The following is a 22,791-nucleotide window of genomic DNA, read 5'->3' on the forward strand; positions in this document are numbered from 1 at the left end:
GCTTTCGGGCGCATGGCGGCCAAGCTAAGCTTGCACGAAGGCCCGCAATCATTAAATTGGGCCTGAAATCAAGCCTTTCCGCCCGATCGGGCCCGAGCCAGAAGAACCAGACCCGCATGAGCTACGTCGAAGCCACCGATACCTCCCTGCGCAAGACCGGACAGATCAAGCTGCATGGGCCGGCCGCCTTTGCCGGCATGCGCAAGGCGGGTGCCCTGGTGGCGAAGTGCCTCGACGAGCTCACCGACATCGTCGGCCCCGGCGTTCCGACCGATCGCATCGACGAGTTCGTCCGCGAGTTCGCCTTCAGCCATGGCGCCTATCCGGCGACGCTGATGTATCGCGGCTATCGCTATTCGACCTGCACCTCGCTCAACCACGTGGTCTGCCATGGCATGCCCGGCGACCGTCCGCTGAAGGAAGGCGACATCGTCAATATCGACGTCACCTTCATCGTCGATGGCTGGTACGGCGATTCCAGCCGGATGTATGCGGTCGGCCCGATCGCGCGCAAGGCCGAGCGGCTGATCGAAGTGACCTACGAAGCCATGATGCGCGGCATCGCCGCCGTGAAGCCCGGCGCCACCACCGGCGACATCGGCCACGCCATCCAGAGTTTCGTCGAGCCGCAGGGCATGAGCGTGGTGCGCGATTTCTGCGGCCATGGCCTCGGGCGCATGTTCCACGACGAGCCGAACATCATCCATATCGGCCGGCCCGGCGAAGGCGTGCAGCTCAAGCCCGGCATGTTCTTCACCATCGAGCCGATGATCAATCTCGGTAAGCCGCACGTGAAGATTCTCTCCGACGGCTGGACCGCGGTCACCCGCGACCGTTCGCTCTCGGCCCAGTTCGAGCACTCGGTCGGCGTCACCGCCACCGGCGTCGAGATTTTTACGCTGTCGGAGCGGCACGGCGAGAAGCAGATCGGCTGATCTGCTGCCGGCCTCGCGCCGGTCAATCCAGCGTGAACAGTTCCGCGCCTTCGATCGCGTAATGCGCGAACAGAAAATCCCTGATGTTGACGATGCTGCCGTTCTCCCAATCGAGGAGAACGAAGTAGCGCGGCGGGCCTGACGGATCCTGCGGATCGAACATGATGATCGCAGGACGCCGGTCGACAAAACCGGGAACGCAATGCCAGGCGCCGGTCTGCGCATAGCGACCAAAATATTCGCTAACGTCGCTGCGGCCGGCCCTGCGCGTCCGGTTGACCATCTCCAGCTGCACGTCGTCGGCGAGCATGTCGCGCAGGGAATCGAAATCACGCGCGTTGAAGCGCTCGACATAATGCATCAGGCGGGCGCGCTCGGCCGTCTCCAGTTCGGGAGGCCTGATATCGTCGGATTCCTCGGCGAGCTCGCGGAGACGGGCGCGGCCACGTTGCAGGGCGCCCTTGGTGGTGGGAATGCTGCCGCCCATGATGGTGCAGACCTCGTCGACGGAATAGCCGAGCACGTCTCGCAGGATCACCGCACTTCGCTGCGCCACCGGCAGCCGCATGAAGGTCCGCAAGCTTGCAGCCACGATCTGGCGGTCGGTCACGAGGCTGGTCGAGGCGGCGATCATGTCCAGATCTTCATCGGAGTGAACAGCATTGTGGCGCGCGCGCCGGCGCAGAAAATCCAGCGCGGCATTGTGGGCGATGCGAAACAGCCAGCCTTCCGGATTGTCCAGCGGCTCGGTCCGCGGCGCCGCCTCGATGGCCTTGAGCAGCGCCTCCTGAAGCACGTCCTCGCCGTCAATGACCGAGCCGGTCATGCGCGCGCAGTAGCGATGCAGCTGCGGCCGCATTGCCACCGCCAGGTGGTCGAGGGCTTTAAGGGCGGTCTCCCGGACCGCCCCCGTTCCGTTGCTCGTCACATCATCTGCCAAGCCGGATCTCCCCGTGGCCGACAGGCGTGATACCTCAATCGGGATCGAGGCACTACCCGCCGAAGCTCAGGCATGATTGACCTCGACGACCTCGCACAGGATCGTTTCGGCCTTCGCGATCGCGGCAAGGCGCTGGATGTACGGCGCGAATTTGGGATCCTTGCGGAAATTCTCGATATCCCCGGCGCTTTTCCATTGCGAATAGTTGATCGCGCGCCCGCCCTCCTTGCCGGCGTGGACGCTGGAGGAGATGAAGCCGGGCTGCTTGCTGAAGAAGGATTCAGTGCCCTCCTTCAGGAGCTGGACCAGCTTTTGCTGGTTGTCCGGCTCGACCGTGAAGACGTTGACGAGGGTGGTGACGTCGCTGCCGATGCGAATGGTGGCTTCCATGTTGGAACTCCTGTTCTGGCTGTGTGACGGGACGCTTTGAGCGGCGATCAGCACGCCGGCACTCAAGCCGGTGGCGACGACCGCGCGACGCGATGGCGTGGCTTTGATCTCTGGCATCGATGTTCTCCTTTGCGGACGCTCTGCTGGCCGCTCGACGAGGTTCACAGCGCTGAGACGAACGAGGCGGTGAAAAGGAAACAGTCGGTGCGGATTTTTTTTGCGGTGGCTCAACCGTCCCGGGGGATGGTCTCTTTGGCTCCGAAACGGCCAGAAACCGTCGGGCTGATTGTCGCCATCTTCAAAGCCTGATCTTGCCATCCTGTTTCTCGATGACGATCTCTCGTCAGACAGACAGGAGAGACGAAGTGAGCACCTCGACGCGCCGCGGCTTTCTCGGCTTCGTGTCGGCCAGCGCCGCTGGCCTGCTGCAGACCCGCGCGGAGGCGGCATCCGGGCCAGTCGCCGGTGAGCCTGCCTGCATCCTGACACCGCAGGCGGAGGAAGGGCCGTTTTATTCCGAGCCGAAGCTCGTCCGATCCGACATCGCCGAGGGCAAACCGGGCGTGCCGCTGACCCTGCGGCTGCGCGTGATCGAGGCCGGATCGTGCACCGCGATTCACGACGCGCGGGTCGACATCTGGCATTGCGACGCGAAGGGGCTCTACTCGGCGTTTCCTGGCCAGAGCGACAACCACAAGGTCGATGCGACCGGCAAGACGTTCCTGCGCGGCACGCAAATGACCGACGGCGCTGGCTGGGTCATTTTCAACACCATCTATCCCGGCTGGTATGACGGCCGCACCACGCACATCCATTTCAAGGTGTTTTTGAGCGATCGCACCGTGCTGACCGGGCAGACCTTCCTGCCGGATGCGCTGAACGAATTCATCTACACCAACGTGCCCGACTATGGCGATCGCGCACGGCAGCGCATGGTGATCAACGCCAACGATCACGTCATCGAACGTTCCGATCCCGAGCATCGCGCCTTCTGCGCGGTGAAGGAGGAGCGTGACCGCTATGTCGCGATGCTAACGCTCGGCGTCGACCGCCGGGCGGAGGCGACCGTCGGACGCGCAGGCCCACCGCCGCCCGGCGGTCCGCCGCCGGGGCCACCACCCGGCGGCATGGGCGGGGCGATGTTCGGACGTCCGGTCAGGGACCGGCTCGCTGCATTGGTGCCGGGGTTGAAGCGCGACAAGTGAGGCCTGCGACGCCTAGCCCCCGACGAGTAAAGCCTACGGCGCTCACGGGATCAGGAGCAGCTTGCCGGTCGTCGCGCGGCTCTCCATGTCGGCGTGGGCTTTCGCTGCGCTCACCAGGGGATATTGCCCGCCGATCCTGATATTGAGCTTGCCCTCGATGATCCAGTCGAACAGCTGGGTCGAGCGCGCGCGGAGCAGTTGGGGCGTGTGAATGTGATCCAAGAACGTGGCGTAACCGATCTTGACGCTCTTCGGCAGGCTCATGATATCGAGCGGTCCTGGGCCGCCGAGCACAGGTCCGTACCAGCAGAACGTGCCCGAGCGCCGGAGCGCATCGAGCGAACCCTGGAAGGTCTTGGGACCAGAGCCGTCATAGACGACGTGCACGCCCTCGCCGCCTGACAGCCGCACCGCTTCGCGGGCGAACTCGCCCTCGGTGTCCACGATCACATGATCGGCGCCCGCCTCCTTCGCGACCGCCATCTTGTCGGCCGACGAGACGCGGCCAATCACATGTCCACCTCGCAGCTTGATGATCTGGGTCAGGAGCAGGCCGACGCCACCCGCGGCGGCGTGAACGAGGGCGATATCACCTTGCTGCACCGGATAGAAATCCGTCGCAAAATGACTGGCGGTGAGCCCCTGCATCATCACCGACGCGGCAGTCCTGTCGTCGATCGCATCGGGCAGGGGCACCAGCGAGGTCGCAGGGACCACAACCTTGTCAGCGTAGCTTCCGGGCGCATAGACCCAGGCCACACGCTGGCCGATCCCGAATCCATCGACCGCGTCGCCGACCCTGAGAACCCGGCCCGCGCCCTCGACGCCCAGGATTTTTGGATCGGGCATGCCGGCCCAGATGGTTCCTTGCCTGACACCCACGTCCATGAAGTTGACGCCTGCGGCCGCGATCTCGACCAGCACGTCACCTGGGCCCGGTATCGGGTCCGGTCGCTCGACACAAGCGATGACGTCGGGACCGCCCCGACGATTCATGACCACAGCCTTCATGCCGTTGCTCCTTGTTTGATTGATCGTTCCAAAATTATCCAAAAAAAATCCGCCTTACGACAGAGCGCGCAGCGCCATGTCGCCGAGCGCTCGCAAGTGCCGGGCCTTTGCGCCGCCTCGGGCGGCAATGCGGATGCCGGCGAAGCTCGCCAGCAGGAACTCCGCCGCTTCGTCGGCATCGATATCGGCCGAAGCATCGCCGTCGGCCTGCGCTTCGCGAATTCGCTTCGAAACCGCGAGGCGAAGCGGCCGCCCGGCAGCGTGATGGATCTCGGCGAGATCGTCCCGCGTGCGGCCGAACTCGCACATCGAACCGACGCCGAGGCAGGCTTGATGCGCCTCATCGACGACGCGCTCGACCATGGCCCTGACGCCTTCCATCGCGCGCGGCCGTCCCCGCAGCATGGAAAGATGAGCGCCCGTCTCGGCGGCGGCATAGCGCTGGACAGATGCGCAATAGAGCTGCCACTTGTCGCCGAAGGTATCGTAGATGCTCTGGCGTCCAATGCCCATCGCCTCCACGAGCATCGGGGTCGAGGTCCCCTCAAAACCATGTTCGCGGAACACGCCGATCGCGGCATCGAGCGCTTCTTCCTTATTAAACTCCTTCGGTCTCGCCATGAGCTTGCAATAGCCGTTCTGGAATGAACAGTCAATTACGCATGCCGCCCGCGTCCGGCTGAATCACTGCGCCTGATCGAGCCGGCTTGGCCAGCAAACGGGATTGTTGCTACCGGATCCCTGAAAGACCAGCCGCCGGCGCCATGACACTTCGTGGTTGCAAAACGCCCCCGGAACGGCATGCTTGTGCGCGATGCCCGCCAAAACCGACCACGACAAGATCAAGCCAGACGAAGCGCCGCATTATCTCGGCCATCGCGAACGGCTGCGCGAGCGCTTCTACAGCGCCGGCGCGGACGCGCTCAGCGACTACGAGCTGCTGGAGATGGCGCTGTTTCCGGCGCTGCCGCGGCGCGACACCAAACCGCTCGCGAAATTGCTGATCAAGACTTTCGGCTCGTTCGCCGAGGTCGTCCATGCGCCGGTGGCGCGCCTGCGCGAGGTCGACGGCGTCGGCGAAGCCGCCATCAACCAGCTCAAGCTGATTGCGGCGGCCGCGCACCGCGTCGCCAAGGGCGAGGTCAACAGCCGCAACGCGCTGTCGTCCTGGAACGAGGTGATCGCCTATTGCCACACCAGCATGGCCTTCGCCGACAAGGAGCAATTTCGCCTGCTCTTCCTCGACAAGCGCAATCAGCTGATCGCCGACGAGGTGCAGCAGACCGGCACCGTCGACCACACCCCGGTCTATCCGCGCGAGGTGATCAAGCGCGCGCTGGAGCTGTCGGCCACCGCGCTGATCCTGGTCCACAACCACCCCTCCGGCGACCCCTCACCTTCGCAAGCCGACATCCAGATGACCAAGGCGATTATCGACATCGCCAAGCCGCTCGGCATCGCCGTGCACGACCACATCATCGTCGGCAAGAACGGCCATGCGAGCTTGCGGGGCATGAGGTTGATATAATCTCGCCACGTTGAGACGTGTTACAGCACCCGTCCCTGCCATACCGGGAGCCGCCACGGAGACCACCATGTTGAACGGCCCCAGCGCGGTTCTCTCTTCCGAAGAGATCGGCGCCATTGCACGAGACGCCGTCGCGGAGGGACAAGCGGGCCGCAAGCAGGCCGCATCGCAAAAAATACAGCCGCTTCGAAGGGTCCAGCGCCACCAGACTGAGGCGGCCAGGGCGCTGTTATGGATTGTCGACGAGCGAAGCCTCGCAAGGGAAGAGGCCGCGGACCTGCTTTCAGAGATAGCAAATGCTCACGATGATGATACAGCTATTCTCTCGGGGATCGGCCTATGCCTGGAAGCCGTCCGCGACATTGATGATTTGAACGCCGCGGCGCCGGCGCATCCAATATTTCAAACGATGGTCGAGAAGCTGGACCGTCTGGCGAGACTCTACGACGGGAAAGCCGAGCAGGAAGAGATATTGCGCGGGCTGGCGACGGCGGCGCGCATGATGGCGCGCCAGCGCGATACCATCGCCGAGCACAGTCTCCGGAAGCTCGCCGAGATCAATCCGCACAAGAGCGCGCACCATTACAATCTGGGGCTCTTCTACAAGACGCGCGGCAGATTTGCCGAAGGCGTAGCGGCCAACCGGGCTGCGGCACGCCTCTCGCAAGAGGTTGTCGACAGCTACGAATGGAACCTTGGAATCTGCGCCACCGGCGCCGGCGACGCCGAGACAGCCTTGGACGTGTGGAAGCGGATGGGGCAAAAAGTCGAGCTTGGGCGGTTTGGATTGCCGGACGGCGGATATTTTGGCTGCAAGGTGAAGCTCGCCGAACGACCTCTTGCAGAGCGTACGGCAGACCTTGATGACCCAGGCGATGAGGAGACGGTATGGATCGAACGGTTGAGTCCGTGCCACGGCATTGTCCGCAGCGTGCTATACCGCAATCTCGGCGTCGATTACGGCGACGTCATCCTCATGGATGGCGCGCCCATTACCAATCATATGTACGGCGAGCAGCAGATTCCGGTCTTCCCCCATCTGGCAACGCTTCTGCGTCGAAACTACCGGTTTTTCGATTTCGCGGGCACACAGCAGACGGCACGGCAATTGGCCGACATGAGCGAAGAGCTGGAGGGGACACCGTCATCTATTCGCACTCGGAGAGCTTCAAGATCATGTGTGAAAATTGCTGGCGCAATCCCGACATCGATCACGCTGATCACGAGAAGACGGAGAGGCACGTCGTCACCGGGCGCATCGCCGCCTCGCCTGATATGGCGCCTGCACGACTTTTGGATCTGATCGACCGGGGAATCGCGAAACGGGAAAATTGCCAAATCTATGCGCCCGACCTTTGCGCGGCGGCGGGACAGTTGGTGCGTGAGCGAATCGACAGGCGCCGATTTGCTCTGCTCACGGACAACTAGCCACACCGAGCGCGCTGATCCCCGTGCATGGTCGGCAAAGCGGACACGCCAGGCCGCGCAGGATGCGGCTGATTTAGCTCCGCGAATCGCGTAGCAGGAACAGCATGAGCGATTGGCTGCACAACCTGCCTGTGCCCGCGATGGCGCTGGTGATCTTCGGGTTCACCTATCTTCTGGCCGCGACCGTATTCGCCGCGATCGCGCTGGTGGCGACGGAGGAGCGGGCGAAAGCGCTGAAGGCGATCTCGCCGGGCATGCTGCCGGTGCTCGGCATCATCTTCGGCCTGTTCGTCGCCTTCACCGCGGCACAGGTCTGGGGTGACAGCGACCGCGCCGGCGCGGCGGTGAGCCGCGAGGCCAGCGCGCTGCGCAGCGCTGTTCTGCTCGCCGCCGGCCTGCCCGCGGAGCAGGAAGCAAAGCTACGTGGGCTGGTGCGTGACTATGTCGGTCAGGCCGTCACCGTGGAATGGCCGATGATGGCGCATCAGGAGGCCTCGCTGAAGGCGACACCGCCGGCGCTCGCCGAGGCGTTGCAGCTGGTCGTCGCGACGACGCCGCAAGGGCGGGGGCAGGAGACCGCGCAGCGCGAGATCGTCGCCGCGCTGGAGCAGGCGCTCGATGCGCGGCGGCAGCGGATCATCGTCAGCCTGGCCTCGGTCAACGCGGTGAAATGGTGGTGCCTGTATCTGCAGGCCCTGTGCGAGCTGCTGGTGATCGGCTTCGTTCATTGCGACAACCGCCTGGGATCGGCGATCGCGATGGGCCTGTTCGCGACCGGCGTCGCCACCTCGGTGCTCCTGATCGCGGCGCACGACCGCCCGTTCACCGGCCAGATATCGATCTCGCCGGAGCCGCTGCGCCAGATCATGCCGGAGGCGCCGGCGGGACGAAGTTGATTTCGCCAGCGGCGCTAGGCGTGCGCCAGCGTGCAGCTCAGCATCCATTGCACGCCGAAGCGATCGGTGAGCTTGCCGTAATAGTCGCCCCAGGGCTGGATCCCGAGCGGCGTGGTGATGGTGCCGCCTTCGGCGAGGCGCACAAACAGATCCGTCGTCGCCTCCTGATCATCCATCATGAGGATATGGGCGGAGCCGCGCATTGGCTCGGCGTCGTCGTTGTCCGATGCATAGAAGCAGATGCCGGGGCCTTCGAACTTCGCGTGCATGATCTTGCCCCGCAGCGCGGGATTCCTGAGCGGCATGCCGGGCTCGCCATGGCGCATGATCTCGGTGACGTTGCCGAGACCGCAGGCGGCGTAGAAGGCAAGCGCCGGTTCGCACTGGGTCGTGAAAAAGAGATAGTTCGACAGGCGCATATCTCGCACTCCTCGCTTGAATTGATCAGGTCTCTGCGCAGGCCTTGAGCGCAGCCGCGCGGCACGCGGACGCAATCGCCGCGCTGACATCCTTGTCGGCGACGGCCCTCGCCATCGTGACACCGCCGGACAGGATCGAGAGCAGCGCCCAGGCGCGCGCACGTCTGTCCTTGGCCAAGCGGCCCGGCAAGCCGTCGGCAACCGCGGTCACGACGCCCTCGATCTCGGCCTCGAACACGGTCTTGATTCCCGCATCTGCGCGCTGCACCTCCGAGGTCAGGCTCTGCAAGGCGCAGCTCGCTCCCAGCTCGCAGACCCGCTTTTGTCCGAGATAGAAATCGACGAACGCCGCGACCCATTTGGCGCCGTGCTCGGCCCGCAGGCTTTCGACTCCCTGGCGCAGCTCGTCGAGGCCCGCCACCAGCGCAGCCTTGAACGCTTCGCCCTTGGACGAGAAGTGCCCGTAGAACGCGCCGGAGGTGACCTCGGCCTCCTTGGCAAGGCCGTCGACGCCGATGCCGCCAAAACCCTGGCGGCGAAAGCCGCGGCCGGCAGCCGCGACCATGCGCGCGCGGGCTTCTTCCTTGTGTCCGGACTTGTATCGCACGACGGCACCTTTCAGATCACGATCGTTATTTTATCATTGACGGCATCGCCCTCGTCGTGCGATTGCAATCACGATCGTTATATAACGATCGCAATCTTATCGCAAGCCGCGATCGCAGCCGGCGTTCGCGACGCTCACATCACGAAGGGAGTTTTGGTCATGCCGATCACCGTCGTCGCCACGGATGGCATCTTCAGTGCAGCCGCCGAGAAAACCATGTTCGCCGAGCTGACCGCCTCATTCCTCAGGCACCATGATCTCGCGGGCAATGCGTTCCTCACGCCGAACGTAATCGGTGAGATCAGCACCGTCCCGAAAGGCCGGTCCTTCGCCGGCGGGACGTCGAACGACATCGTCGTGGTCGAATTGAAAGTCCCGTCCTTCGCGCTGGCGAGCCCGGAGCAAAAGGCGGGCTTCATCAAAGAGGCCACCGACATCGCGTTCAGGGCCGCGGAAGGCCGTCATCCGCGCGAGCGGATTTTCGTCAACATGGTCTATGCCGTGGACGGCCTGTGGGGCATCGGCGGCAAGGCCTACACCAATGCCGAGCTTGGCGACGCCGTCAGCCGCGCCAGCGCTGCCTGACCGCAGCGATCAGGCATGACAGCGCCGGCGCGCGCGAGACGGCGCCGGCGCAACGTCATTCAGTAGCAGTATCGCGGGTCGACCGGGACGTAGCGGCCATCCGGGCGCTGCATGTAGCAGCCGCGCTGATAGGCGTAATAGCCGGACCGGCGACGCTCGCCTTCGGAGGCGATCGCAGCCCCCGTGCCGGCGCCGACGACAGCACCGATGGCGGCGCCGCGGCCGCCGCCAAGCGCGCCGCCCAAAATCGCTCCGCCCACACCGCCGATGATGGCGCCACCGACAGCATCCTGCGCCACCGCGTCATGGACCGGTACGGCCATCGCGACAGCGAAACACGCTGCAATACCAAGACGTCGAAGCATTCCGAATCCTCCCATCTGATGCGGCCAGTCATAGCGTTTGAGACGATCCCGGGCCAGAATAATCGCGTGAATCCGGCTCGCTTCCCGCCCTTTACGTCACAGGGCCAGCCTGTCGCGACAACAAGTGGAGGCCTCCGATCGAGGATATGCTTGCCGCAGTTACGGCGCGACCCAGCGCTGCACGGCTTCCGTTGTGTCGGCGGGCGTCGTGTTGAAGCAGATCGCGGCCTGCGGCGCCAGGCAGTGGACGAGGTTGAGCACCTTATCGAACAACAGCAGCCGTTCCTTCGGCTCGCGCAGGCCCGCACCGATGACGATGCAATCGAAGTGCTCGTCGCGCAGCGCCGCCGTTACGGCCCCTTCCGCGGCGGCGTCGAGATCGATCAGACAGCTCGTGACCTCGTAGCCGAGACCGCGCAGGCGCAGCAGCTGCGCTTCGATATAGTTGCGGACGAGCGCCGGCGTGAGCTGCGGAAACGCGCTGTAGTCGGCGCTGCCGGGTTCGATGCCGATCGCGAGGACGCGCTTGGCCATCGCAGGATCCCTTGAGCAGACCGTCTGCAGTGCTAACGGACGGCCGCCCGGCCGGTTCCCGGACGGCGGGTAGCGACCTCACATTCACGCGTGCGCCGATCCGATGTTGCGTCCTTTGACCGCACCTTTCGCGCTGCACGTGTAAGCCATTTCACATGCACTGCAGCGATGGCCTGCCACATTCGCCGGATCACACCTAGAGCCCTGGCCGCCGACGGCACGCGGCTCACGCCTGATTTGCACAACGAACCGATAATTTTAACAATTCGCGGGAGCGGGAGATGGTGTCATACGAGAGTCTCAAGAGCGAATATGAGAGGAACTGGGCCAATCTCGAGATCCGGCCCGCACGCCTTGGCGAGGCCAACGCGACGGCACGCAAGGCCATCAACGGCAAGGCGACCTATCAGCAGGTCGAGCGGCTGACCGGCGTGCCCTGGTATTTCGTCGCGCTCTGCCATTATCGCGAGTCCAATTTCGATCTCGACACCTATCTCGGCAACGGCGAGTCGCTGAAGCGTGTGACATGCCTCGTTCCGAAAGGCCGCGGCCCGTTCGCCTCATTCGTCGACGGTGCCGTGGACGCGCTGCGGATCCAGCACTTCGTCGGCACGCAGGACTGGTGCATCGCGCGTACGCTGTACCGGCTCGAATGCTTCAACGGCCTCGGCTATCACGCCAAGGGCGTCAACTCGCCCTATCTCTACGGCGGCTCGACCCTCTACGGACCGACCGAGGCGAGGGGCGGCAAGTTCGTCGCGGACCACGTCTTCGACCCGAACCATGTCGATACGCAGCTCGGCACCGCCGTCGTCCTGCATGCGATGATGTCGCAGGATTCCTCGATCACGATCGACGACAGCCCGTCCATTGCCCCTCGTTCCGAGCCCGACGAAGACGTGGCGTCGTCGGTGCTGCTGATGCAGCAGACGCTCAACAAGCTCGGCGCCAATCCGCCGCTCGACGAAGACGGCATCAGCGGACCGAAGACCCAGGCGGCGGTCTCGCAATTTCAGCAACAACACGCCCTCGAGGATACCGGCCTGCTCGACGGCACCACGATTGCCGCCATCACGCGCGCTGGAATGCAGCCGGTCCGGACGCAAAATGTGGATCTGTCCCGGATCCTGGGTCGGCTGGAGAACCTCGCACAGCGTCTGCAGCCGGGAGCCAGCCCAACAGGTGCAACGCCGATAGCGATCCCACCGATAGGGACAATGCCTGCAGGGCAGTCCACCCAGCTATCTCAGATCCTCAACCAATTGCAGAGCCTCACGCAGGCCTTGCAGCCGGGAGCAAACGTCCCGGTGGGCCCAATTCCGGCGGCCAACCCGACGGTTAGCGTGCTTGGACAGCTCCTCGCTCTCATCACCAAGACAGCACCCGGAACGACCACGCCAGCGAATCCCGCTCCGGCCGATCAGCTCAAACAGGTGGTCGACCTGCTCGGCGCCTTGCTCGGCAACAAGCCCGTGCTCGGCCAGGTCAACGGCGCGCTCGGCGAAACCATCGGCAAAATGCTGGACGGCAAGAAGACGGCGCTCGGTATCGGCGGCTCACTCATCACCGCGCTACTCTCCGCGGTGACGGCAAGCCCCAATGCCGGAGGTATCGCCGGACTGTTGGGGACGATCGCGACCGCGGTGCCGGGGCTTAGCCAATTCGCTCTCCCGATATCGCTCGCGCTCACGGCCTGGGGCGTGCTTGGAAAGATGGAGAAGTGGGCGCAGGGCACTGCGCCACCGCCCAAGCCGACGACTTAGCTATCCTGATCGTGGAGCGCCGCAGCGCGGCGCTCCATCAGCGCGCGCTCACGCCCGTTGGTGGCAAGATGTGCGGCGGCCTCGAACGCCTGCCGCGCCTCTGCGAGCCGCCCGAGCTTTTGCAGGAAATCACCACGAACCGCCGGCAGATGATGATAGGCCGACAGCTCTGGCGCGCTGCGGATCTCGTCAAGCAGGTCGAGCCCGGCCTGCGGTCCCTCGGCCATGCCGACCGCGACCGCGCGATTGAGCTCGATGATCGGCGAGCGCACCAGAAGCGCCAGCTCGGCGTAAAGCTGCGCGATGCGACGCCAGTCGGTATCTGCAGGCGTCTCCGCCGTGGCGTGACACGCCGCAATCGCCGCCTGGATCACGTAAAACCGTCCTGCACCGTCGAGCTCGCGGGCACGTTCGAGCGCGCGCAGGCCCCGACGGATCTGCGAGCGGTCCCAGAGCGCGCGATCCTGGTCCATCAGCAGAATGGGATCACCGCTCGCGTCGGTCCGCGCGCGAGCCCGCGCGGCATTCAAATCCATCAGGGCGACGAGGCCGTGAACCTCGGGCTCGTCCGGGGCGAGGCCCGCGAGCACGCGGCCCATGCGCAGCGCCTCGTCGCAGAGCTGCGGCCGCAGCCATTCCTCGCCGCGCGCCGCGAGGTAGCCCTCGTTGAAAATGAGATAGACCACCTCCAGCACCGAGGCGAGGCGCTCCGACAACGCCTCCCCGCTCGGCGTCTCGTAGGCGAGGCCGGATCCCGACAGCGTCCGCTTGGCCCGGACGATGCGCTGGGAGATGGTTGCTTCCGGCACGAGATAGGCGCGCGCGATCTCGGACGTGGTCAAGCCGCAGATCATGCGCAGCGCCAGCGCCGCGCGCGCCTCGCGCGACAGGATCGGATGACAGGCGGTGAAGACCAGCCGCAACAATTCATCGCCGATATCATCGTCGAGCGCAGCATCGAAATCCGGCACGGTCGCCTGCTCCTGCAACATGTCGTGCGCCAGCATGTCGTGCTTCTCGCTGCGAATCTTGCCGCGGCGCAAATGATCCAGCGCCCGGCGCCTGGCGGTCGTCATGAGCCAGGCGCCGGGATTTTCGGGCACGCCGATGATGGGCCAGGATTCCAGCGCCGCCACCAGCGCGTCCTGGGTCAGCTCTTCCGCAAGCGGCACGTCGCGCAGCATCCGCGACAGCGTCGCGATCAGCCGCGGCTGCACGACGCGCCAGGTTGCGTGAATCGTGGCGCGGATGACGCGATCGATGTCGGTGTCGGCGGCCGTCATCGCCGCCGAAGGAGACGAGCGGTGGTGTCCATCAGGCGTGGGCGGCTACCCCTGCACGCGCGTTGACTTCGCAGGCCACGTCCACGCCCGGCGCAGCGAACGCCCGCAATTCGCAAGTGCCTTCCCAACCCGGCATGTGGTCGAGGTGCAACTGCATGAATTCCTTGGCCATCGCCAGGGCCTCGTCCTTGTCGCGCAATTCGAAGATGGCATAGCCGCCGATCACCTCCTTGGCCTCCACGAACGGGCCGTCGATGACGCTGAGCTCGCCATCGGCGACATGCACCCGCGCGCCGGTCGCAAGCGGCATCAGGCCGCCATTGTCGAGCATCCGGCCAGCCCTGATCTCCCGTTCGGAGATCCTTTGCATCGCCTCCGCCAGCGCCGGGGACGGACCTGCCATGGGCTTTGGGGAGGTGACGATGTACATGAAGCGCATGCAAAACTCCTGTTGAGGCGAGATGCGGCCGGTTCAGTCGCGCGATCAGCTCGCTATTGGGATGACGATCTGGCCGGGGCCGGATCGACATCAGCAACGGAAAAATTGCAGGCAGAAATTACGGGAACAAACGGGCGCCTACTGGCGCAGCATGATCAGGGGATCGGCCGTATCGGGAACCCGCCGCCATTGCGCGTTGTCGTCGGCCTCGAACTGCCAGGCGTCGCCCGATTTCGACATCAGGATGATCTGGCCGCGCTCGAGCCGCCATTGCGTCGGGTTGAACTGGGCGATCGCCGCATCGCATTTCGGCTTCAGGAAGACCTGGAAATTGTCCTGATCGGCTTCCGTGTTGGTCAACGTCAATCCGCAGACCGGCTGGCCGTTGCCGCGCACTATGGCCCAGTCGCCGATCATCTGGTCCATCGACTTGGCCATCGACCGGGCGGCGGCGAGGTCCTGCAGGATGTAGACGCCCTCGCCCTGGCGCAGGCCCTCGAAAATACCGGCCTCGACCTCGGTGAAATCGATCACGGATTCACCGGTCGCATCCTGCAAGCGGACGATGTCGAGACCTTTCACGCTCCAGGCGACGATATCCTTGGTGAAGGGCAGCGCGGTCTTGCAGGCCGGCTCGAGCTCGAGCTTGAATCCCTGCGCCACCGGGTCGCCCTTGATCGTGACGACGCAGGTCTTGCTGCGTTCGGTGGTCGAAAGCTCCCACTGACCAACCATCTCCTTCTTCAGGGTCGTCGCGTCCTGCGCACGCGCAGCGCCGATCACGGCGATACAGGCCGCGATCAGCAAAGCAACGACCCGAAGGGCGGTCATCAGCGCCCCTTGAACGGCGTTTCAGCCACCGGCGTCAGCGGCGCCTTGCCGGCGAACCAGGATTTGAGGTTGTCGACCACGAGTTGGTCCATGGCGTTGCGCGTCACGACGGAGGCCGAGCCGATATGCGGCAGCAGCACGACGTTCTGCATGGTCTTGAGCTCCTCCGGCACGCTGGGCTCGGCTGCGAACACGTCGAGGCCGGCGGCGAGGATGGTGCCGGATTTCAACGCCTGGATCATCGCCTGCTCGTCGACGACAGAGCCGCGCGCGACGTTGACCAGCACGCCGCGCGGGCCGAGCGCCTTGAGCACCTCGGCATTGATCATCTTGTTGGTCGAGGCGCCGCCCGGCACGATCACCATCAGCGTATCGACCGCCTTCGCCATCTCGATCAGGTCGGGATAGTGCTTGTAGGAGACGTCCTTGGACGGATTGCGCGAGTGATAGACCACCGGCACGAGCGAGGCATCGAGCCGGCGCGCGATGGCCTGGCCGATCCGGCCCATGCCAACGATGCCGACCTTGCGGTCACGCAGCGAGCCGACGCTGAGCGGATAATTCTGGGTCTGCCAGAGACCGGAGCGGACGTAACGGTCGGCCTTGACGAATTCACGCACGGTGGAGATCAGCAGGCCCATCGCGACGTCGGCGACCTCCTCGGTCAGCACGTCGGGCGTGTTGGTGACGATGATGTTGTGTTCGGCGGCGTATTTGGCGTCGATGTGGTCGTAACCGACGCCAAAGCTCGCCACCATCTCGATCTTGGGCAATTGCGACAGCGAATCCTTGTCGGCGCGGACGGTGTGATAGGTCACCGCGACACCGCGGATCTTCTCGCGGATCGCCGGCGTCAGCCGCTCGAGGTCGCCGCGCGTCTCGGCCTTGTGCACGACGAAATGATCGGAAAACCCGTTCTCGAGGATCGGCCGCACCGGCCCATAGATCAGAAGGTCGATCTTGTCGGACGAAATCGAACCGGTAGACATCAGTTTTCCTTTCCAAGCGCGCTCTCATGCCAGCGCCGTAAAACGAGGTGGGAAACTAGCGCCAGCACCCCATAGATGACAATCCCGGCCAGTGACAGCAAAAGCAGCGCTGCGAACATGCGGGGTATGTTCAATCGATAGCCGGATTCGGCGATTCTGTAGGCGAGGCCTGAGCCGGCGCCTGCTGTTCCCGCTGCGATCTCGGCCACGACCGCGCCGATCAGCGACAGGCCGCCGGCAATGCGCAGGCCGCCCAAGATATAGGGCAACGCTGCCGGCAGCTTCAGGAAGCGCAGGGTTTGCGGTGGCGAGGCGCCATAGAGCTGGAACAGGCCCGCGAGGTTGCGATCGACCGAATTCAGCCCGAGCGTGGTGTTCGACAGCACCGGGAAAAAGGCGACGATGAAGGCGCAGACGACGACCGCGGTCTGCTGTTCCAGATAGATCAGCAACAGAGGCGCGATCGCGATCACCGGCGTCACCTGGAGGACGACGGCATAGGGAAACAGCGAGTATTCCACCCATTTCGACTGGTTGAACAGCAACGCCAGCGCGACGCCGCCGATGCTGGCGGCAACAAAACCTTCCAGCGTCGTCAGCAGCGTGGTCGCAAGCGATTGTGACAGCACCGCCCAGTCCTTGATCAGCGTCAGGGAGATGACCGAGGGCGCCGGCAGCACGTAAGGCGGGATCTCCCGAATGCGAACCCCGAGCTCCCAGGCGGCAAGGCCGGCCGCGAACACGATGACGGGCAGCACGAAACGCACGGCGTTTTGCGCGCCTGACGGCTTTGCGGTGACGGGGGCTTGCGCGTTCATAGCATCGACTGTCCCGAATATGACGGCGCCAGCGCGGCCGACACGCGCCGGCAATAATCGGAATAGGCCGCCGAGGTGCGAAACTCCTCACCGCGCGGCTCGACGGTCTCGATGCGGATGTCGGCCTGGATGCGGCCGGGCCGCGCCGTCATGACCACGACGCGCTGCGACAGATAGACGGATTCAAACACCGAATGGGTGACGAAGATGACGGTCTTGCCAAGGCTGCGCCACAGCGCGAGCAGATCGTTATTGAGACGGAATCGCGTGATCTCGTCGAGCGCCGCGAACGGCTCATCCATCAGGAGGATATCAGGATCGGTAACGAGCGCGCGGGCGAGCGACACCCGCATCTTCATGCCGCCGGACAATTCACGCGGATAAGCGTCGGCGAAATCGGCGAGACCGACGCTGGCGAGCGCCGCATCGGCCCGCGCCCGCCCTTCGGCCTTGGGAACGCCGCCAAGCTTCAACGGCAGCCGCACGTTTTCGCGCACACTGGTCCAGGGCATCAGGGTCGGCTCCTGGAACACGAAGCCGATACTATGGCCGATCTGCGCCGGGCCTTCATGACGCGACATCCGCACCGTGCCTGATGACGCAGCGCTAAGCCCCGCAATCAGTCTCAGCGCCGTCGACTTGCCGCAGCCGGACGGACCGAGCAGCGAGATGAACTCGCCCTTGCGCACCGCGAGGTCAAAGGGACCGAGCGCCATGACGCCGTTGTCATAGGCCTTCGTCACGCCGCGCAGGCTGACGGCAAGCGCCGTCAGGCTGGCCTCGACCGTGGGCGACGTTTTGGTCTCTACCATTGACAGTCGGCTGCCAGTCGTCGGCGGCGGTCGGCCACCTCTCCCCAACGGGGAGAGGTCGGCGCGTAGCGCCGGGTGAGGGGGATCAAGTCCCACGAGAGAGCGCAGCCCCTCTCCCGCATCGCATCTTGCGATGCGACGCGACCTCTCCCTACGGGAGAGGTAAACGATGCGGCTGCAGCTCGGTCTGATCTCGACATGCGTTACGGCTTGGCGGGGCGCAGCTCGACACCGACGCCCTTGTTGACGAAGCGCAGCGTGTAGGACTTGCGGAAGTCGAGATCGCCCTTCACGACGCCGGCCTTCACCATCTTGTTGAAGAAGGAGGTGTAGCGATCGTCGCTCATCGCGCCGATGCCGTTTTTCAAGGACTCGCCGGAATCGACGATGCCGTATTCCTTCATCTTGGCGACGGAATAGGCCAGCAGATCGTCGGTCATCTCCGGATTGAGCTGCTTGATCATGGCATTGCCGGCGGAATTGTCACGGTAGATGTAATTGTACCAGCCGATCATGGAGGCATCGACGAAGCGCTGCACCAGGTCCGCCTTTTTCTCGACCAGGTCGCGGCGCGTCTCGATCAGGGTCGAATAGGTGTTGAAGCCGGCATCGGCGAGCAGGATGACGTTGGGCTTGAAGCCGGCGGCCTTCTCGACGGCGAAGGGCTCGGAGGTGACGTAGCCCTGCATCGCGCTCTTGGGGTTGGCGATGAAGGGCTGCGGATTGAAATTATAGGGACGGACGTTCTTCTCGCTGAAACCGTATTCGGACTTGAGCCACTGGAAGTAGCTGGTCATGCCCTCCTTGGAGACGAACAGCGTCAGCGGCTTGAGCTCCTCGATCTTGGTGACCTTCGCATCCGGCTGCGTCAGCATCACCTGCGGGTCTTTCTGGAAGACCGCGGCGATGGTCACCACGGGGACGTTGTTGGCGACCGCGTCGAACGACATCAGCGTGTTCGCAGCCATGAAGAAATCGATCTTGCCGGCGATCAGCAGCATCCGGTTGTTCTCATTGGGCCCGCCCGGAACGATGGTGACGTCGAGCCCATATTTCTTGTAGGTGCCGTCGGCGACCGCCTGGAAGAAGCCGCCATGCTCGGCCTCGGCGACCCAATTGGTGCCGAAAGTGACCTTGTCCAGGGTTTCCGCGCGCGCCGGCAGGACCGACATGAAAGTGGCCAGCAGGCCTGCCGTTAACGCTCGCCGCAGATGGGAAGGGCTCATGATGGGACTCCGTCGATCGTGTCTGGCCGATGCCAGACCAACGCGATAAAACCGCAAGACATTCGGGGACGCGAACCGGTCAGGCCCGCGTCCCCTCCATAACACCAAACTACGTGACAAATTCGGGCAAAGAAACCTTGATGACGCCTCCGCGCGACTGGACCGAGATCCGCTGGGCCGATGCGAACCCTGCGGACGTATCGCGCTGGATCGCGGTGCTGCCGCTGGCGGCGACCGAGCAGCACGGCCCGCATCTGCCGCTCGAGACCGACGTGCTGATCGCCGACGCCTATCTCGCGCGTGTGCAGGAGGTGCTGCCCGCGACCATTCCGGCGACGTTCCTGCCTGTTGAACCGGTCGGCATCTCGACCGAGCATATCGACTATCCGGGCACGCAGACGCTGCCGACCGAAATGGCGCTGAAGCGCTGGACCGCAATCGGCGAGGATGTCGCGCGACGCGGCGTGAAAAAGCTCGTCATCATCACCAGCCATGGCGGCAACAGCGCGGCGATGATGCTGGTGGCGCAGGATCTTCGTGCGCATCAAAAACTGTTCGCGGTGACGACGTCGTGGTCGCGCCTGTCGGGCGCGGAAAAGCTGTTCCCGGCCGATGAAGTGCGTCACGGCATCCATGGCGGTGCGGTCGAGACCTCGATCATGCTGGCGCGCTATCCCGAGCAGGTGCGCGCCGATGCGATCGCGGATTTTCCCGCGAGCAGCGTCGCGATGGAGACACAATATCGCTGGCTCTCGACGCAGCGGCCCGCGCCCTTTGCCTGGCAGGCGCAGGATCTCAACGCCAGCGGCGCCGTCGGCAATGCGACACTGGCCGTGATCGAGAAGGGCGAGCAGCTCATCGACCAGGGCGCGCGCGCCTTTTGCGAGCTGCTGACTGAGGTCGATAACTTCGACGTGAACAGGCTCGCCAAAGGCCCTCTCGGCTAGCCTGCATCCTTTTGGAATCACTCATAAAAGAGTCGAATTCCCAGGCCGTCCGAGGCGCGTTCGAACCGGTTTCGGCAAGCCTCCGTCCAATTGGGCACGCGGGCCACAACGGACCGCCTCAACCCGGATGGAGTTTCACATGTCGATCAAGACCAAGATTGCCGCCGTCGCTCTCGCCGCCCTCACCGTCACCGCTGGCGTCGCATCCACCACGTCGACTGCTCAGGCCAAGCCGCTCGGCTGGGGCTGGGGCGTGGGCGCCGGCATCGCCACCGCCGCCATCGTCGGCACCGCGATCGCCGCCAGCAACCAGCCCTATTACGGCTATCATCGCTGCGGCTGGGTCGCCCAGTACAACGCGTACGGCCAGTTCGTCGGCAACGTTCGTACTTGCTACTGATTTAAGGCTCTGAGGCCGATCTTACGTGGATCCTGCGTCCGACACGGGCGCCTCATCCACCCCGTGTCGTGCCCCGACCCCGCCCGGCTGTCCCCCCGGGCGGGGTCATCCGTTTTTGCACCGGGAATTTGTTGCAGTCCCGTCACATAACGATGCGAACCATCGTCTGCGGCTTTCTGGACTAGTTGCTATTGCGAATTACTTGCAATAAGGTTCGCAACAAGCACAGGGACTTGGCATGACCTTGGGGTGAAACGCATCGAAACGAGCTCGTCTCGTCCGGTCGCGCGAACAGCCAGGACCCTGATGACAGGAGCACCGCGAATCGGCAGGGATGTCGGGCGCGGTTGGGGCACAGTCGCGTCTGGGGGCGTAGTTTTGACGTTGAGAGGTCACCGACATCGCTATTTGCGTACGGCCGCGGCGCTTGCCTCGGGCGTGCTCGTGCTGCCGGGGGCCGGCGTCGCTGCCGACCTGCCGCTGAAGGCGCGCGCCGCGAAAACCGTCTACGAGTGGACCGGCTTCTATGTGGGCGGCCATTTCGGTTACGGCGATGCGGGCTTCGGGCCCGGCACCAATCCCATGCCCGAGCAGGGCGTGGTCCTGCCACATAGCGCGACCGGGCTCACCAGCGGTTATCAGCTCGGCTATAATCGCCAGCTCGCAAACCGCGTCGTGCTCGGCATCGAGGCGGATTCGACATTCACGAGTCCGTCTGACGGTCCGGCACTCGCACATTCACCGGCGCCCTTCCACACCACGATCGACTATGTCGGCACCGTGCGCGGCCGCATCGGTTATGCCTTCGACAGATTCATGCCCTATGTCACCGGCGGCTTCGCCTGGGGCCATACCCACATCAACGTCAACGACGGCGACGGCATCACCGGATTATTTCCGGTCGGCCATTACCAGACCGGATGGACCGCCGGCCTCGGCCTCGAATACGCCGTCAGCGGCAATTGGACCGCGAAGGCCGAATACGAATATGTCGACCTCTCCCGCAAGACTTTCGATCTCAGCGGCTTTGGCCTCGGCAGCGTCAACGTCGATCCGCGCATCCATCTGTTCAAGCTCGGCCTGAACTATCAGTTCGGCGACACGCCGTGGATGCCGGCGGTCAATGGAAAATCCAAGCTTCCGGAGTCCGACGCCTGGAACGTCCACGCCCAGACGACCGTGCTGCCGCAGGGCTATGGGCCGATCCACTCGCCCTATGCGAGCCCGCAGAGCCTGCCCGGCGGCGGCCAGTTTCAGGCGACGTGGACGACGACGGCATTCTTGGGTGCGAAACTCTGGGACGGCGGCGAGTTCTATTTCAACCCCGAGCTCGCACAGGGATTTGGCCTCAACGGCACGCTCGGACTTGCCGGCTTCTCCAACGGCGAAGCGCAGAAGGCCGGCGCGCCCTTCCCGAAGATCCGGGCGCAGCGCTACTATCTCAAGCAGACCTTTGGACTCGGTGGCGAGCAGGAAGCGGTCGACGACGCACCGAACCAGCTTGCCGGCAAACGCGACATCGATCGCGTCACGCTGATTGTCGGCCGCTTCGCCGTCGGCGATTTCTTCGACGGCAATTCCTATGCGAAGGACCCGCGCGCCGACTTCATGAACTGGGCGATGTGGGCGTCCGCCGCGTACGACTTCCCTGCCGACCTGCCCGGCTATACCCGCGGCGCCGTGGTCGAGCTCAACCGCAAGGATTGGGCGATCCGTGCTGGCCTGTTCCAGGTGCCGGCCGCACCGAACAGCGACGTGCTCACCTTCAAGACCGGCGGCACCGTGGTCGAGTTCGAAGAGCGTCACACGCTCCTCGAGCAGCCCGGCAAACTGCGCGTCGGCGTCTTCGCCAACAGCGGCAACACCGCCAACTACCAGCAAGTGGTAGACTTGGCCGCGGCGAATCCGGGGCTCGACATCAACGACATCGTCACCGCGACCCAGCGCGACCGGCTCAAATACGGCTTCTACGTCAATCTCGAGCAGCAGATCGTCAACGATGTCGGACTGTTTGCGCGCGCAAGCTGGAACGACGGCCAGAACCAGATCCTGTCCTTCACCGACATCGACCGCAGCCTGTCGGGCGGCCTGTCGATCAAGGGCAGCCGTTGGGGGCGACCGGACGATACGGTCGGCATCGGCGGCGCCATCAACGGCCTGTCGGCCGCGCACCGCGACTTCCTCGCCGCCGGCGGCACCGGCCTCGTGATCGGCGACGGCCAGCTCAACTATCGCACCGAACGCATCCTCGAGGCCTATTACGCCTATTCGGTGATCAAGGGCGTGACGTTGACCGCCGACTATCAGCTCGTCGTCAATCCCGCCTACAACGCGGACCGCGGCCCGGTCTCGATCTTCTCGGGCCGCCTGCACGCCGAGTTCTGAGCTTTCGGGAACACATGTCCCGACAGTGCGACAATTTGGTCGGAACCGGGCAAAA

The 22,791-nt window shown here is 64.4% G+C and carries 25 protein-coding genes; 10 read left to right on the top strand and 15 right to left on the bottom strand.

Annotation, left to right across the window (positions count from 1 at the left end; all coding sequences use genetic code 11):
• Positions 1 to 116: 116 nt before the first annotated feature.
• The gene (gene map / locus V1280_RS27530; RefSeq protein WP_200470446.1) at positions 117 to 935 is read left to right on the top strand and encodes a type I methionyl aminopeptidase; all 819 of its coding nucleotides are present in this window, start codon (positions 117 to 119) and stop codon (positions 933 to 935) included.
• A 22-nt stretch (positions 936 to 957) separates the two neighbouring features.
• Here map and V1280_RS27535 read toward each other — a convergent pair whose 3' ends face one another.
• Both V1280_RS27535 and V1280_RS27540 read right to left on the bottom strand, forming a co-directional pair.
• Positions 958 to 1,875 (bottom strand): sigma-70 family RNA polymerase sigma factor, encoded by a 918-nt coding sequence (locus V1280_RS27535; protein ID WP_442895169.1) that lies wholly within the window; start codon positions 1,873 to 1,875, stop codon positions 958 to 960.
• 66 nt (positions 1,876 to 1,941) lie between these two features.
• Positions 1,942 to 2,382: an antibiotic biosynthesis monooxygenase family protein gene (locus V1280_RS27540; protein WP_334531480.1), complete on the bottom strand. Its 441-nt coding sequence runs from the start codon at positions 2,380 to 2,382 to the stop codon at positions 1,942 to 1,944.
• Positions 2,383 to 2,630: 248 nt separating this feature from the next.
• On the opposite strand from V1280_RS27540, the gene V1280_RS27545 reads away from it, so the two are divergent.
• Complete coding sequence (locus V1280_RS27545) at positions 2,631 to 3,470, top strand: intradiol ring-cleavage dioxygenase (RefSeq protein ID WP_334531482.1); 840 nt, start codon at positions 2,631 to 2,633, stop codon at positions 3,468 to 3,470.
• Between the two features lie 42 nt (positions 3,471 to 3,512).
• On the opposite strand, the gene V1280_RS27550 is transcribed toward V1280_RS27545, so the two are convergent.
• Both V1280_RS27550 and V1280_RS27555 read right to left on the bottom strand, forming a co-directional pair.
• Entirely contained in the window at positions 3,513 to 4,481 is a 969-nt protein-coding gene (locus V1280_RS27550; RefSeq protein ID WP_334531485.1) for a quinone oxidoreductase family protein, read from the bottom strand.
• Between the two features lie 54 nt (positions 4,482 to 4,535).
• Complete coding sequence (locus V1280_RS27555) at positions 4,536 to 5,102, bottom strand: TetR/AcrR family transcriptional regulator (RefSeq protein ID WP_334531488.1); 567 nt, start codon at positions 5,100 to 5,102, stop codon at positions 4,536 to 4,538.
• A gap of 193 nt (positions 5,103 to 5,295) precedes the next feature.
• Between V1280_RS27555 and radC the strand changes: the two genes are divergently transcribed.
• The 3 genes from radC (at position 5,296) to V1280_RS27570 (ending at position 8,333) form a co-directional block, all read left to right on the top strand.
• A complete protein-coding gene (gene radC / locus V1280_RS27560) occupies positions 5,296 to 6,009 on the top strand; it encodes a RadC family protein (RefSeq protein ID WP_334531490.1) in 714 nt (237 codons plus the stop codon).
• Positions 6,010 to 6,076: 67 nt separating this feature from the next.
• The gene (locus V1280_RS27565; protein WP_334531492.1) at positions 6,077 to 7,312 is read left to right on the top strand and encodes a prenyltransferase; all 1,236 of its coding nucleotides are present in this window, start codon (positions 6,077 to 6,079) and stop codon (positions 7,310 to 7,312) included.
• Between the two features lie 229 nt (positions 7,313 to 7,541).
• On the top strand, positions 7,542 to 8,333 hold the full coding sequence (locus V1280_RS27570; protein ID WP_334531494.1) for a bestrophin-like domain: 792 nt from the start codon (positions 7,542 to 7,544) through the stop codon (positions 8,331 to 8,333).
• Between the two features lie 14 nt (positions 8,334 to 8,347).
• Here V1280_RS27570 and V1280_RS27575 read toward each other — a convergent pair whose 3' ends face one another.
• Complete coding sequence (locus V1280_RS27575; protein ID WP_334531497.1) at positions 8,348 to 8,752, bottom strand: VOC family protein; 405 nt, start codon at positions 8,750 to 8,752, stop codon at positions 8,348 to 8,350.
• Between the two features lie 25 nt (positions 8,753 to 8,777).
• Complete coding sequence (locus V1280_RS27580; RefSeq protein ID WP_334531500.1) at positions 8,778 to 9,359, bottom strand: TetR/AcrR family transcriptional regulator; 582 nt, start codon at positions 9,357 to 9,359, stop codon at positions 8,778 to 8,780.
• Between the two features lie 159 nt (positions 9,360 to 9,518).
• Here V1280_RS27580 and V1280_RS27585 point away from each other — a divergent pair, with 159 nt between their 5' ends.
• Positions 9,519 to 9,944 (top strand): tautomerase family protein, encoded by a 426-nt coding sequence (locus tag V1280_RS27585; RefSeq protein WP_334531503.1) that lies wholly within the window; start codon positions 9,519 to 9,521, stop codon positions 9,942 to 9,944.
• Between the two features lie 59 nt (positions 9,945 to 10,003).
• Here the strand turns inward: V1280_RS27585 and V1280_RS27590 are convergent, their stop codons facing one another.
• Positions 10,004 to 10,309, bottom strand: a complete 306-nt coding sequence (locus V1280_RS27590; protein WP_148776013.1) for a YMGG-like glycine zipper-containing protein — start codon at positions 10,307 to 10,309, stop codon at positions 10,004 to 10,006.
• A gap of 159 nt (positions 10,310 to 10,468) precedes the next feature.
• The gene (locus tag V1280_RS27595; protein ID WP_334531507.1) at positions 10,469 to 10,843 is read right to left on the bottom strand and encodes a hypothetical protein; all 375 of its coding nucleotides are present in this window, start codon (positions 10,841 to 10,843) and stop codon (positions 10,469 to 10,471) included.
• A 281-nt stretch (positions 10,844 to 11,124) separates the two neighbouring features.
• Here V1280_RS27595 and V1280_RS27600 point away from each other — a divergent pair, with 281 nt between their 5' ends.
• Positions 11,125 to 12,606 carry a peptidoglycan-binding protein gene (locus V1280_RS27600; protein ID WP_334531510.1) on the top strand — a complete coding sequence of 494 codons (1,482 nt, stop codon included), beginning with the start codon at positions 11,125 to 11,127 and terminating at the stop codon, positions 12,604 to 12,606.
• Here the strand turns inward: V1280_RS27600 and V1280_RS27605 are convergent.
• The 7 genes from V1280_RS27605 to V1280_RS27635 form a co-directional block, all read right to left on the bottom strand.
• Positions 12,603 to 13,889 carry an RNA polymerase sigma factor gene (locus tag V1280_RS27605; RefSeq protein WP_334531513.1) on the bottom strand — a complete coding sequence of 429 codons (1,287 nt, stop codon included), beginning with the start codon at positions 13,887 to 13,889 and terminating at the stop codon, positions 12,603 to 12,605. The genes V1280_RS27600 and V1280_RS27605 overlap by 4 nt on opposite strands.
• Before the next feature lie 31 nt (positions 13,890 to 13,920).
• Positions 13,921 to 14,319, bottom strand: coding sequence for a YciI family protein (locus V1280_RS27610; protein WP_334531516.1), 399 nt, complete (start codon positions 14,317 to 14,319; stop codon positions 13,921 to 13,923).
• Between the two features lie 147 nt (positions 14,320 to 14,466).
• On the bottom strand, positions 14,467 to 15,159 hold the full coding sequence (locus tag V1280_RS27615) for a protease inhibitor Inh/omp19 family protein (RefSeq protein ID WP_334531519.1): 693 nt from the start codon (positions 15,157 to 15,159) through the stop codon (positions 14,467 to 14,469).
• Positions 15,159 to 16,148 (bottom strand): 2-hydroxyacid dehydrogenase, encoded by a 990-nt coding sequence (locus V1280_RS27620; RefSeq protein ID WP_334531523.1) that lies wholly within the window; start codon positions 16,146 to 16,148, stop codon positions 15,159 to 15,161. Before V1280_RS27620 ends, V1280_RS27615 begins: the two co-directional genes overlap by 1 nt.
• Positions 16,148 to 16,966, bottom strand: a complete 819-nt coding sequence (locus V1280_RS27625; RefSeq protein WP_334531526.1) for an ABC transporter permease — start codon at positions 16,964 to 16,966, stop codon at positions 16,148 to 16,150. Before V1280_RS27625 ends, V1280_RS27620 begins: the two co-directional genes overlap by 1 nt.
• The gene (locus tag V1280_RS27630; protein ID WP_334531529.1) at positions 16,963 to 17,778 is read right to left on the bottom strand and encodes an ABC transporter ATP-binding protein; all 816 of its coding nucleotides are present in this window, start codon (positions 17,776 to 17,778) and stop codon (positions 16,963 to 16,965) included. The genes V1280_RS27625 and V1280_RS27630 overlap by 4 nt, the downstream gene beginning before the upstream one ends.
• Positions 17,779 to 17,981: 203 nt before the next feature.
• Positions 17,982 to 19,004 (bottom strand): ABC transporter substrate-binding protein, encoded by a 1,023-nt coding sequence (locus V1280_RS27635; protein WP_334531531.1) that lies wholly within the window; start codon positions 19,002 to 19,004, stop codon positions 17,982 to 17,984.
• A gap of 140 nt (positions 19,005 to 19,144) precedes the next feature.
• Between V1280_RS27635 and V1280_RS27640 the strand changes: the two genes are divergently transcribed.
• From V1280_RS27640 to V1280_RS27650, 3 genes are all read left to right on the top strand, one after another.
• Complete coding sequence (locus V1280_RS27640) at positions 19,145 to 19,951, top strand: creatininase family protein (protein ID WP_334531534.1); 807 nt, start codon at positions 19,145 to 19,147, stop codon at positions 19,949 to 19,951.
• Between the two features lie 139 nt (positions 19,952 to 20,090).
• Positions 20,091 to 20,351 (top strand): hypothetical protein, encoded by a 261-nt coding sequence (locus V1280_RS27645; protein WP_187437280.1) that lies wholly within the window; start codon positions 20,091 to 20,093, stop codon positions 20,349 to 20,351.
• A gap of 408 nt (positions 20,352 to 20,759) precedes the next feature.
• Positions 20,760 to 22,736: a carbohydrate porin gene (locus V1280_RS27650; RefSeq protein WP_334531539.1), complete on the top strand. Its 1,977-nt coding sequence runs from the start codon at positions 20,760 to 20,762 to the stop codon at positions 22,734 to 22,736.
• The last annotated feature ends 55 nt before the right edge of the window (positions 22,737 to 22,791 follow it).

It is taken from the genome of Bradyrhizobium sp. AZCC 2230 (genome assembly GCF_036924495.1).
GTDB classification, from domain to species: Bacteria; Pseudomonadota; Alphaproteobacteria; order Rhizobiales; family Xanthobacteraceae; genus Bradyrhizobium; species Bradyrhizobium rifense.

Excerpts from the sequence above, each read along its gene's own strand:
- V1280_RS27610 (WP_334531516.1), bottom strand. The coding sequence starts at position 14,319 with ATGTACATCGTCACCTCCCCAAAGCCCATGGCAGGTCCGTCCCCGGCG.
- V1280_RS27540 (WP_334531480.1), bottom strand. The coding sequence starts at position 2,382 with ATGCCAGAGATCAAAGCCACGCCATCGCGTCGCGCGGTCGTCGCCACC.
- V1280_RS27565 (WP_334531492.1), top strand. The coding sequence starts at position 6,077 with ATGTTGAACGGCCCCAGCGCGGTTCTCTCTTCCGAAGAGATCGGCGCC.
- V1280_RS27585 (WP_334531503.1), top strand. The coding sequence starts at position 9,519 with ATGCCGATCACCGTCGTCGCCACGGATGGCATCTTCAGTGCAGCCGCC.
- V1280_RS27635 (WP_334531531.1), bottom strand. The coding sequence starts at position 19,004 with ATGAGCCCTTCCCATCTGCGGCGAGCGTTAACGGCAGGCCTGCTGGCC.
- V1280_RS27590 (WP_148776013.1), bottom strand. The coding sequence starts at position 10,309 with ATGCTTCGACGTCTTGGTATTGCAGCGTGTTTCGCTGTCGCGATGGCC.
- V1280_RS27600 (WP_334531510.1), top strand. The coding sequence starts at position 11,125 with ATGGTGTCATACGAGAGTCTCAAGAGCGAATATGAGAGGAACTGGGCC.
- V1280_RS27625 (WP_334531526.1), bottom strand. The coding sequence starts at position 16,966 with ATGAACGCGCAAGCCCCCGTCACCGCAAAGCCGTCAGGCGCGCAAAAC.
- V1280_RS27575 (WP_334531497.1), bottom strand. The coding sequence starts at position 8,752 with ATGCGCCTGTCGAACTATCTCTTTTTCACGACCCAGTGCGAACCGGCG.
- V1280_RS27620 (WP_334531523.1), bottom strand. The coding sequence starts at position 16,148 with ATGTCTACCGGTTCGATTTCGTCCGACAAGATCGACCTTCTGATCTAT.
- V1280_RS27645 (WP_187437280.1), top strand. The coding sequence starts at position 20,091 with ATGTCGATCAAGACCAAGATTGCCGCCGTCGCTCTCGCCGCCCTCACC.
- V1280_RS27640 (WP_334531534.1), top strand. The coding sequence starts at position 19,145 with ATGACGCCTCCGCGCGACTGGACCGAGATCCGCTGGGCCGATGCGAAC.
- V1280_RS27630 (WP_334531529.1), bottom strand. The coding sequence starts at position 17,778 with ATGGTAGAGACCAAAACGTCGCCCACGGTCGAGGCCAGCCTGACGGCG.
- V1280_RS27605 (WP_334531513.1), bottom strand. The coding sequence starts at position 13,889 with ATGACGGCCGCCGACACCGACATCGATCGCGTCATCCGCGCCACGATT.
- V1280_RS27555 (WP_334531488.1), bottom strand. The coding sequence starts at position 5,102 with ATGGCGAGACCGAAGGAGTTTAATAAGGAAGAAGCGCTCGATGCCGCG.
- V1280_RS27595 (WP_334531507.1), bottom strand. The coding sequence starts at position 10,843 with ATGGCCAAGCGCGTCCTCGCGATCGGCATCGAACCCGGCAGCGCCGAC.
- V1280_RS27550 (WP_334531485.1), bottom strand. The coding sequence starts at position 4,481 with ATGAAGGCTGTGGTCATGAATCGTCGGGGCGGTCCCGACGTCATCGCT.
- V1280_RS27570 (WP_334531494.1), top strand. The coding sequence starts at position 7,542 with ATGAGCGATTGGCTGCACAACCTGCCTGTGCCCGCGATGGCGCTGGTG.
- V1280_RS27615 (WP_334531519.1), bottom strand. The coding sequence starts at position 15,159 with ATGACCGCCCTTCGGGTCGTTGCTTTGCTGATCGCGGCCTGTATCGCC.
- radC (WP_334531490.1), top strand. The coding sequence starts at position 5,296 with ATGCCCGCCAAAACCGACCACGACAAGATCAAGCCAGACGAAGCGCCG.
- map (WP_200470446.1), top strand. The coding sequence starts at position 117 with ATGAGCTACGTCGAAGCCACCGATACCTCCCTGCGCAAGACCGGACAG.